Origin of the sequence: Vibrio nigripulchritudo ATCC 27043 (assembly GCF_000222685.1) — a bacterium.
In the GTDB taxonomy this organism is placed as follows: domain Bacteria; phylum Pseudomonadota; class Gammaproteobacteria; order Enterobacterales; family Vibrionaceae; genus Vibrio; species Vibrio nigripulchritudo.
The window spans coordinates 1-8,871 of the sequence record NZ_AFWJ01000086.1; the positions used below are offsets into that span (position 1 = coordinate 1).

10 protein-coding genes are annotated in these 8,871 nt (G+C 46.7%); 9 read left to right on the forward strand and 1 reads right to left on the reverse strand.

Annotation, left to right across the window (positions count from 1 at the left end):
• Nucleotides 1-167 precede the first annotated feature (167 nt).
• From RH89_RS08930 to yidD, 5 genes are all read left to right on the forward strand, one after another.
• Nucleotides 168-944 carry an IclR family transcriptional regulator gene (locus tag RH89_RS08930; RefSeq protein WP_004401250.1) on the forward strand — a complete coding sequence of 259 codons (777 nt, stop codon included), beginning with the start codon at nucleotides 168-170 and terminating at the stop codon, nucleotides 942-944.
• Nucleotides 945-1,159: 215 nt separating this feature from the next.
• Nucleotides 1,160-1,447 carry a PAAR domain-containing protein gene (locus tag RH89_RS08935; protein ID WP_004401251.1) on the forward strand — a complete coding sequence of 96 codons (288 nt, stop codon included), beginning with the start codon at nucleotides 1,160-1,162 and terminating at the stop codon, nucleotides 1,445-1,447.
• A gap of 376 nt (nucleotides 1,448-1,823) precedes the next feature.
• A complete protein-coding gene (locus RH89_RS08940) occupies nucleotides 1,824-3,563 on the forward strand; it encodes an ABC-F family ATP-binding cassette domain-containing protein (RefSeq protein WP_004401252.1) in 1,740 nt (579 codons plus the stop codon).
• 70 nt (nucleotides 3,564-3,633) lie between these two features.
• The gene (locus RH89_RS08945; RefSeq protein WP_004401253.1) at nucleotides 3,634-4,170 is read left to right on the forward strand and encodes a GNAT family N-acetyltransferase; all 537 of its coding nucleotides are present in this window, start codon (nucleotides 3,634-3,636) and stop codon (nucleotides 4,168-4,170) included.
• A gap of 5 nt (nucleotides 4,171-4,175) precedes the next feature.
• The gene (yidD, locus tag RH89_RS30660) at nucleotides 4,176-4,499 is read left to right on the forward strand and encodes a membrane protein insertion efficiency factor YidD (RefSeq protein WP_420340958.1); all 324 of its coding nucleotides are present in this window, start codon (nucleotides 4,176-4,178) and stop codon (nucleotides 4,497-4,499) included.
• Between the two features lie 102 nt (nucleotides 4,500-4,601).
• Here yidD and RH89_RS08955 read toward each other — a convergent pair whose 3' ends face one another.
• Nucleotides 4,602-5,246 carry a TetR/AcrR family transcriptional regulator gene (locus RH89_RS08955; RefSeq protein WP_004401255.1) on the reverse strand — a complete coding sequence of 215 codons (645 nt, stop codon included), beginning with the start codon at nucleotides 5,244-5,246 and terminating at the stop codon, nucleotides 4,602-4,604.
• A gap of 233 nt (nucleotides 5,247-5,479) precedes the next feature.
• Between RH89_RS08955 and RH89_RS08960 the strand changes: the two genes are divergently transcribed.
• From RH89_RS08960 to RH89_RS08975, 4 genes are all read left to right on the forward strand, one after another.
• Nucleotides 5,480-6,451, forward strand: a complete 972-nt coding sequence (locus RH89_RS08960; protein WP_004401256.1) for a hypothetical protein — start codon at nucleotides 5,480-5,482, stop codon at nucleotides 6,449-6,451.
• Entirely contained in the window at nucleotides 6,444-7,214 is a 771-nt protein-coding gene (locus RH89_RS08965; protein WP_004401257.1) for an ABC transporter ATP-binding protein, read from the forward strand. Before RH89_RS08960 ends, RH89_RS08965 begins: the two co-directional genes overlap by 8 nt.
• Nucleotides 7,215-7,268: 54 nt before the next feature.
• Complete coding sequence (locus RH89_RS08970) at nucleotides 7,269-8,150, forward strand: branched-chain amino acid ABC transporter permease (RefSeq protein WP_004401258.1); 882 nt, start codon at nucleotides 7,269-7,271, stop codon at nucleotides 8,148-8,150.
• A gap of 2 nt (nucleotides 8,151-8,152) precedes the next feature.
• On the forward strand, nucleotides 8,153-8,871 hold a 719-nt coding region (locus RH89_RS08975), incomplete at its 3' end, for a branched-chain amino acid ABC transporter permease (protein WP_004401259.1).

Consider the following 8,871-nt stretch of genomic DNA (forward strand, 5'->3'; position numbering starts at 1 on the left):
ATAAGGTGATTACTTAGTCAGATCACAGAGCAAGTCCTTATGTAAATAGTGGTCTCTGAAAAGCTAGGTCACAGCCGTGATACGAAACTGGTTTTCTCTGATGAAACTTGTTATCCGATTGAGTAACATGGGCGTAGCCCTGTTGGTTCATTCATTAAGGAAAGCATTTGGACACGAAAGCAGAGAAAAAATACCAGGCTCCCGCTTTGGAAAAGGGGTTGGATATTCTAGAAGTTTTATCTAACCACGCATCCGGTTTATCGCAGGTAGAAATCGCCCGAGAACTAGGGCGCAGCGTCGGGGAAATATTCCGAATGCTGGTGGTACTCTGCGACAGAGGCTACCTTTCCCTTGATCCCCACACCGACCGTTACGCACTCACAACGAAGCTGTTTGAAGTGTCGCACCGATATCCAAAAATTAAACGACTGACCTCACTTGCCGTGCCGGTAATGAATGCACTGTCAGAGAAGCTACAGCAATCTGTGCATCTGGCGATCATCTCGGAGGGCAGTGTGCTCGTGATTGGGCAGGTAGATTCACCGGGTTATCACTTGATGAGTGTTCGCTTGGGCGCAAAACTTGATGTCTGGAAAGCGTCGTCTGGTCGGGTAATATTGGCGCACTCTCCTAAATCCGAGCTGGACCAGTTTATTGTTGCTCACCCTCCTGGTACTGATGAAGAGACCAATGCGATTCGTGAAGAGTTAGCCAAAGTTCGCAAGAAGGGCTACGAAGAGCGCAAAAGCTACGTGATTAAAGGTGTGGTCAACATTTCTGTTCCGCTTGTGGATTACTCTGGGCAAGCCATTGCCTGTTTGACCATTCCTATGATTGAGAGTGTGGAAGGCGATAACCGAGCCAAGCGCAAAATGTGTCGTGACGCAATGCAGGAGGCGGCGGATTACTTAAGCGACCAGTTGGGTGGTAATCTGCATCACTAAGCTCCTAAATTATCTTGCACTTTCATTTCTTTGGGATTGGATACTGAAGCAAAGTAAAAGTTTGTCTGTACATTTTTGGTTATTAAATCGACAAAGTGTGATTGAGCTGCAACTTTACCGGATGACTGTCCATACCACTAATTCCTGGCATTGATATAAACCACCTGGTGTTCTAGGTTATTAAATCAATTTTATATAAATGTTAGGAGTTGGTGATGGGAAAACCTGCTGCCACCGTTACATCAATGCATGTCTGCCCTAAGGTTACAGCTAAAGTTCCTCATGTAGGGGGACCCGTGGTCAGCGGTTCTGGAAATGTTCTGATTGGCGGTTTACCCGCTGCAAGAAAAGGCGATACCTTAGTGTGTATCGGTCCTCCAGATACCATCAAACAAGGCTCTGGCTCTGTTTTTATCAACGGTAAACCTGCTGCAAGAATGGGAGATGGCACCGACCATGGTGGCAAAATCGTCGCAGGAAATCCAACGGTACTGATTGGCTGATCCTAAGCGAAAAGGATGTAAGTCAGTGACAATCGATTACGAAAGAGAGGTGACCCACCTCTCTTTTTTTATGCGTGACGTTTCGCAAAGCTGTTCTTTGTCTGGTGATATATCTATTATCACGCTACCGAATCACCAAGGCACTGTGCCTGTAACGAAGAAAAGGAGGATTTAGTTATGTTAGTGTGTCGCCCATTCAGCGCACGTCACTTTGCTATAGTGAACCACTCAAGACATTGCGATATCGTGCTGCGATAATCCTGGCTTGAGCGAAAGACAAAATACATTTCTATTTGGAGTGCTCTTCTCTCGAGCTTCTGGATTGTTGTCAGCGTAGTTTGACAAAGGCTTCGTGCCTGCAATTCTTGAGAAACTCATGAGTACTTTATTATCAGCACAATCTCTTACTATTGAACAACCTTCGAACACTCTGTTTGAAGCGATTTCTTTCACCCTTCAACAAGGCAACAAAATCGGGCTTATTGGACACAATGGGTGTGGTAAAAGCTCTTTACTGAGTGCACTGAGTGGTAAAAATGACACTCATACCGGAACCATTACCCAAGCAAGACGATGTGTGGTGGCAAGCGTGGAGCAAACACTGCCACAAGAAATCCAACACGCTAGTCTGCTAAATGCACTGGCAGAAAAACTCACCGACGCCGATGAAGTATGGCGTGTTGAAGCCATGCTGGCGGAGTTTGGGTTTGTACCAAGCCAATGGCAACAAACCGCCTCTTCCCTAAGTGGAGGGCAACACATGAAGTTGTTGCTTGCTCGGGCGTTAATTCAGGAGCCAGACTTACTGCTGTTGGATGAGCCAAGTAACCACTTGGATCTGCCGACATTACTCTGGCTTGAACAGTTCCTAAAGCAGTGGCGAGGCAGTTTTGTGTTGGTTTCGCACGACCAGACGTTACTGGACAACGTAACCAACACAACTTGGATCATGCGAGACAAAACACTGCATTGTTTTGATTTGCCTTGCAGCAAAGCCAGAGCAGCATTAGCAGAGAAAGACATCGCCGATGAGGCTCGCCATAAAGCCGAGCAGAAGGAAATTGATCGCATTGAAAAAAGTGCCAAGCGGCTGGCGATATGGGGAAAAGTTTACGATAACGAAGACTTAGCCCGTAAAGCCAAAACCATGGAAAAGCGAAAGGAGCGGTTAGTCGAGCAGCAAACTGAGCTGACTCAAGGTTCGCCCTGGACACTTTCCTTATCAGGAGAAAGTATGCCAGCCAATCGCCTGTTGGAGTTGGAAAATACTCAGGTGAGGGCTCAGCCTGAACTTGCTGCGTTGTTTGACGTAATGCACCAGCAGGTAAAAAGTGGCGACAAGGTCGCGATTCTAGGGCGTAACGGTAGCGGGAAGTCATCGCTAATGCGGATGTTATGGCAGTGCCATCTTCTTAATAGTGACGAACACTCGCTTTCATCAGAAGGCATTACGATCCATAACCGGGCACGTGTCGGGTATTACGACCAGAGCCTTGAACAACTGGACGGGAATGCCAGCTTACTGGATGCGCTTTACCCCTATGGCAATCTGCCAGAAGAAACGCGTAAACGCTCGCTGATCAGTGCAGGTTTTCCATTTCAGCGGCATCACCAAAAAGTCGGTGAGTTGAGCGGTGGTGAGCGTTCGCGCTTGCTGTTCATCGGTCTGACATTGGCAAACTACCACTTACTGATGTTGGATGAGCCTACCAACCACCTCGATTTAGAGGGTAAGGAAGAGCTCTTTGACACTCTGCAAAAATTTGCAGGTGGGGCACTGGTGGTTAGCCACGATCGTCAGTTGATCGAAACGGCGTGCAATCGCTTTTGGCTGGTTGATGACGGCAAACTTGAGTCGTTTCTGGACGTGAATCTGGCTTATCAGAAACTGGCTGAATCAGAACTGGTTTCAGATAGGCGCGAAACCGTTGTTGAAGCGTCGGTCGAGTCTAAAGGGGGTAATGAGACGGACGAAGAGCAACTACTGGAAAAGCTCTTTGAACTGGAGACTCTGCTTGAAGACGATCTGGCTCGAAAGCCTAAGCATCAAAAACCAAAGCTTCAGTCACAATGGCGAGAAGAAATTGCTTTAATTAATAGTAAGTTAAACCTATAAGATATAAAACTGAACGCTCCCCAAATGGGGAGCTTCTTTTTATCCTGAGTTTTGTTTTTAGGTAATTTCCATGACTGTCATTATCAGAAAAGCGTTTGCAGACGAATGTCAGGCTCTGCATAACTTGGTCACCAAAGACGAAGAATGGACGAAATACAACGGTCCTTACTTTGGCTACACCCGCCCAACGGAAGATGTGTTTCGAACAACCACATTCCAGCGGCTTCTCAAAGGTGAAGACATACAGGTCATTGAATGGAATGGCAAACCAGTGGGTACAGTTAGCTGCTATTGGGAAGACGAAAACACCCGTTGGTTAGAATCTGGTGTGGTGATTTACGACTCCAGAGCCTGGGGGCAGGGCATAGCACATCAGGCACTGACTCAGTGGGTTTCACACATATTTGCCACACGAGAGCTAGAAAGAGTGGGTCTGACAACTTGGTCGGGCAATCCAGCGATGATGCGATGCGCCGAAAAACTTGGTTTTAAGCTCGAAGGAAAACTGCGCAAAGTGCGCTTTTACAACGGGAAATATTACGATTCCATAAGATACGGAATACTAAAAGAAGAGTGGGAACAGCTAAGGGAAGAGAGTACTCAATGAAATACATGGCGATTCTGCTGATTAAGTTTTATCAACGCTTTATCTCACCATATAAAGGTTTTCGATGCGCACATGCCTGTTTACACCAAGGGGATTCCTGTTCTGAAGCAGTAAAAAAGATCATTCAGGAACACGGCGTGTTTTCATCAAGAACAAGAATTTCACAGCGTTTTTCCGCATGCAGAGTCGCAAACGATACTTTGAAGCGAGAGAGGAAAAAGAAAAAAGACAAAAAAGAAAACGATCAATTTTGTGACAATGCAAGTTGCTGTGTAGACGCGTTGTCATTGAAAAAAGACTGCTCTGACTGTTCCTGCGATTGTTGGTAAATACACTCAGGAAAATGCTGCTTTGAGCACCAAGCAGCAAACTCCCTATACATGTCATGTTCATGCATTTTTTGAACTCTGAGCAAATAGAACAGCGTATTCTTATTCGAAGAACTGATTTTCCTCTAAATACCCTTGTGCACCAATGGCTCTGAGTACCAAGTCACTGAATATATTGCCTATTTCCTCTTCCGACTGGCGTCCGCCGGGTTTAAGCCACAGGAAGCTGTAGAAAAACATACCTAACAGACCTTTAACGGCAGTTTTGTCTATCTTTCTGAACTGTCCCTGAGCTGATCCTGCTGCAAAAGCGTCTTCCCAAATCTGTTGGTATTCGGCGTGCAGGTTTGCAACCGCCTGGTATCGATCCCCGGTTAAAGAGTGAATTTCCCTGAAACAGACCGTCATTTCCGCTAGGTGCATGCTAATAACGTGCATCAGGTGACGACTCAGGCTTTTCACGCGCTCTGCCGGATCAATCTGATTCGCAGTGATCTCTCTCCCCGCCTCAACCAGTTCAACGATATAGCGTGAGGAAATGTCATACAGCAGGTTTTCCTTGGTATCAATGTGGTGATAAAGCGCACCGCGCCCAAGCCCGGTTGCTTCACCAAGCTCTGCCACACCCACACCATTGAACCCTTTTTCAGCAAATAGTGTTGCAGCAATCTGTCGGATTTTTGCTGCCTGTTTTGTATCTTTCAGAATCTTGCTCCTTGTCCGGAAAATTCGGACTGTTCGGTACAATTATATATGTAATGGGATGACTATCCCCAACTTTGCTTCCGATGCCATATGTTTGGAAAGTTAAATAAAATCTAGATAAAAAGCAAGTTTAAATTAATTAAATGAAAAATAATTGTTGACAAAATGTTAAATAGGATCTTTAAATGTGTACAGACCGAACGGTACAGAAATATGAAATCATGCACCATCGCAAGGATAGCGAATAAGTGTTGAAGGCATAGCCAGGGAAGCATATGAATAGTCGATTGCAGACCAACGTGACCAAAGTTTCTGAACAGGTTTCCATTGATGCGAGTGGTTTGAATAACATTGCGCTCAAGGCAAACCAGTCACCAGATCAGTTCGTATTTGTGCACAAATCACGAGGAGAGTGGCTGGGCTTTAATTGGTCCTGGCTACATAAAACACTCGAAAGCACGGTGTTGTGTTTAACCCAGAAAGGGTTCTCGTCTGATTCGGTGCTGTTAGTTAGTGGTAACTATGAGCCAAAACTTTTGATTTTGAGCTTGGCGGTTTGCTCGATGGGAGGCCGAGTGGTCCCTATTCCGTCGACGGCCAATGAAAAAGAACTGTCGGAACTGATTGAAGCCCATTCCCCGACACATTGTTACATTGAAAAAAGGCAAACTTTGAATCGTTGCCTGTCCCTCCCGTTATCACACTCTATTACCTGCTTTACAACGGGAAGCGAGCCTCGCACCCTAGGGCAGTGGACGACGCTACCAATAGATAATGTCCTAGCCTGCCCAGAGCAGCAGCCTGTATCAGAACACTTGAACGGGTTGTTAACGGGAGAGACCAAGATTGGCTGGTGCGACGAATCTACCGATTGGCAATCAGGCATTCAGGTACTTTTTGATACCACCACCAAAGATCATCTCGCTATTGCATTTCCAGAGTCGTCGGAGTCATCTGGTCGCGACCGGGTTGAGATTCAACCTACCCACCTGATTTGTTCCAAAGATCGTCTTGGCAAATACGCGAAGGACTTTCAAAGCCGGCTCCCCACAAAAAAAGGCTTGGCGCTTTCACTTTCAACTAAAGCGCTCAAGGGATACCGGAGCTGGTGGTCACAACTTTTGATGACACGTCTGAAAAGAATTAACGGCTTCGGTCGGCTAAATAATACGGATTTGTCCGCAGTTAATCCGGTTAACTCACGTCTTGCTTCGGTTCATCTAGAAGGAGAGAACACTCATGGATAGCATCTTAGACGTTCGTGATATCTCATTATCCTTCAAAGGGGTAAAAGCGATTTCCAATTTTTCCTTCTCCGTTGCCCGAGGCGAGATCTGCTCATTGATCGGTCCTAACGGCGCTGGAAAAAGCTCAATGCTGAATATTCTGAATGGTGTCTATCGACCGGATTCTGGGGAAATAGTGTTTAACCAGGAACATTTTAAAAAGATGCACCCCCTGGAAGCGGCAAAGCGGGGAATCGGGCGAATGTTTCAGAACAACGCACTGTTCAAGAAAATGAGCGTGTTAGATAACGTTCTTACTGGCTTGTCCAGACACTCAACCGTTGGCATTTTCGCTCATGCATTGAACCTACCTTCTGCCAAACGTGAAGAAAAAATGTTTCGTGAACGAGCGGAGCATGTATTGAAGTTTCTGGATCTTCAGGCGCACCGAGACACCGTGGTTGAAAACCTCGCTTATGGTGTCCAGAAGCGCGTCGGTCTGGGAAGAGCACTGGCATCGTCACCAGATATGTTGCTGCTGGATGAACCGATGGCAGGGATGAATAAAGATGAAAAACTCGAAATGGCAGAATTCATTTTTTCAATCAATCAGGAATTGAATGTAACGGTCGTCCTGATTGAACACGACATCAATATGGTGATGAATCTGTCTGATCACGTTGTTGTACTTGATTACGGACGAAAAGTCGGGGACGGCACTCCGGAAGATGTTCAAAACAACCCAGAGGTTATAGCGGCCTACCTTGGAGAAGATAATGAGTAACTTAAATTCATTTAATTCTGTCTTCTCTGTCTGTTTCGTATGGAGTTTCTGGCTATGAATATCTTTATCGAAACGCTGATAGGCGGATTACTGGCAGGAACCATGTATACCCTGGTGGCGATAGGATTTGTTCTGATTTTCAAAGCCAGCGGTGTGTTCAACTACGCCCAGGGCTCGATTCTTCTGTTTGCGGCCCTAACGTTAGTCACCCTGATAGATTCCGGCATACCGTTTTTTATCGCGATTATTCTTACCCTGTTTGTTCTTGGCATAGGTGCCGTTGTGATTGAAAGAACAGTACTGAGACCTTTGGCAAACCGAAGTCCAATGACCCTCTTTATGGCAACCCTGGGTTTGTCTTACGTCGTCGAAGGGCTTGCTCAGGGGCTAATGGGCGCGGAAGTTCGGGCTCTTGATATCGGCATTGAAGATCTCCCGATTTTTATTGGAGACATACTGATTAGCGAGTTCGACCTTTATGCTGCCCTCATTGCCGTTACCTTGGTTGCGGTTCTGGCCAGCCTGTTCAACAAAACAAGATTGGGTATTTCTCTTCGGGCAGTTGCCGACGACATCAGGGCGGCACAAACCATAGGTATAAACCTGAACCGCATCTGGCAGATTGTCTGGTTTGTTGCTGGCGTAGTGGCACTGGTGGCCGGAATGGTCTGGGGCGCACGACAGGGTGTTGCATTCTCACTGTCGCTTGTTGTGCTTAAAGCACTGCCCGTGCTGATTATTGGTGGCTTTACCTCAATAGGCGGAGCCATTGTCGGTGGCTTAATTGTTGGTGCAGGTGAAGCGTTAGCAGAAACCTATCTGGGACCACTCATTGGAGGTGGCATCTCATCCTGGTTTGCGTTCTTGCTTGCTCTGCTGTTTTTGTATGTTCGCCCAGCCGGGTTATTCGGTGAAATTCAGGTAGAGAGGGTTTGAAAATGTCGAGCATGGACGCGCAAGTACAGGTAGCCAACAAATTTTTACCCTCCAATACGTTTAAGAGACCTCAAAAGCGGCTTTCTCTTATCTTAGTCGTTGGGCTCGCGGTTCTTTTTCCAGCGGTGATGTCTGAATACTGGGTCTCCGCGGTATTGCTGCCCGTACTGATTCTGGCTCTGGCAGGCATAGGGCTGAACTTACTGACGGGCTACACAGGTCAAGTGTCGCTGGGTGCGGGTGGCTTTATGGCTGTCGGTGCTTACGCAACCTACGCCTTTGCCGTGCACGGAAACATTCTGTTTTTACCTTTAACCATTTTGCTGGGTGGGGTGGTTGCGGCAATCGTCGGCTTTCTGTTTGGTCTACCGAGTTCGAGGCTGAAAGGCTTTTATGTCATGGTCACAAGCCTGACGCTTCAGTTCTTTATTGAGTGGTTATTTACTCAGGTTGCGTGGTTCTACAACTACGGTGCTGTCCCCACTATTTCGTTGCCACCTATGGAGTTGTTTGGGTTGGATATTAACGATTCTTCCACGGTTCGCTATTACTTCTCCATTCTTGTCATCTTCGGTCTCACCTGGGTGGCGTGCAATCTGGTTAAAAGCCCGGTCGGAAGAAACTGGATGTCGATACGGGATATGGATACTGCCGCCGGAGTTATCGGGATCAATGCCCGAAAATACAAAACCTTAGCCTTTGCTGTTAGCGGTTTACACAG

Bases quoted from the DNA above. Each gene is read 5' to 3' on its own strand.
- RH89_RS08935 (WP_004401251.1), top strand. From the start codon at position 1,160: ATGGGAAAACCTGCTGCCACCGTTACATCAATGCATGTCTGCCCTAAG.
- RH89_RS08940 (WP_004401252.1), top strand. From the start codon at position 1,824: ATGAGTACTTTATTATCAGCACAATCTCTTACTATTGAACAACCTTCG.
- RH89_RS08945 (WP_004401253.1), top strand. From the start codon at position 3,634: ATGACTGTCATTATCAGAAAAGCGTTTGCAGACGAATGTCAGGCTCTG.
- yidD (WP_420340958.1), top strand. From the start codon at position 4,176: ATGGCGATTCTGCTGATTAAGTTTTATCAACGCTTTATCTCACCATAT.
- RH89_RS08960 (WP_004401256.1), top strand. From the start codon at position 5,480: ATGAATAGTCGATTGCAGACCAACGTGACCAAAGTTTCTGAACAGGTT.
- RH89_RS08965 (WP_004401257.1), top strand. From the start codon at position 6,444: ATGGATAGCATCTTAGACGTTCGTGATATCTCATTATCCTTCAAAGGG.
- RH89_RS08970 (WP_004401258.1), top strand. From the start codon at position 7,269: ATGAATATCTTTATCGAAACGCTGATAGGCGGATTACTGGCAGGAACC.